We start from the raw sequence: 564 nt of genomic DNA, 5'->3' as shown, positions 1-564 counted from the left end.
CTCTGGAGGTTTCCCACGTGCTGAAGGCGATGAACTTACCCGACGAGATCCTCCGGTCGGCGGTGCGGTTCAGCTTCGGTCTGGGAAATACCGTGGAGGAAGTGACAAAGGCGGCGGAAACGGTGGCCCGCGTCGTCCGTCGGCTGACAGGCGGCGGGCGGTGAAAAGGTAATGGGATGTGCCGCGAAGGCATTTCGCGGGACATCCCTTGTTTTTTTCACCCGTTGCGTTTTTCATCGGTCTCGGGGAAAGGGTCGATTTTTTGGTGCGATTGTGGGTAGAATGTGTGTTCTTTTCTTTCTATACTAATACTTAAAGATCACGGGCAATGAGGTGCGGTTTTCCATGAAACAGCCCCGCTTGGATCTCTTTTCGGAAGGATACATCAAGGGGTCCTTGATCCAGGAAATCTATTACAACGAAGAAAACGGGTTCGGCGTATACCTGATCCGGGTGGAGGAGTCGAACGAAACGCTGGATACCGATGAAGTGGTGATCGTCGGCCATTTTATCCGCCCCCATCCGGACGAGGTTCTGACCTGTTACGGGGAATGGGTGGATCAT

Annotated in this window: 1 protein-coding gene; it reads left to right on the top strand. The window is 53.7% G+C overall.

What is annotated here, in order from left to right:
- Nucleotides 1-345: 345 nt before the first annotated feature.
- Nucleotides 346-564 (top strand): YrrC family ATP-dependent DNA helicase (locus RZO55_RS21860; RefSeq protein WP_318066384.1); only part of this gene is annotated, 219 nt, incomplete at its 3' end.

Origin of the sequence: Clostridium boliviensis (genome assembly GCF_033342255.1) — a bacterium.
Taxonomy (GTDB): Bacteria; Bacillota; Clostridia; order Lachnospirales; family Lachnospiraceae; genus Lacrimispora; species Lacrimispora boliviensis.
Note: the sequence above shows the minus strand (reverse complement) of the source record. Positions and strands in the feature narration are given on the sequence as shown.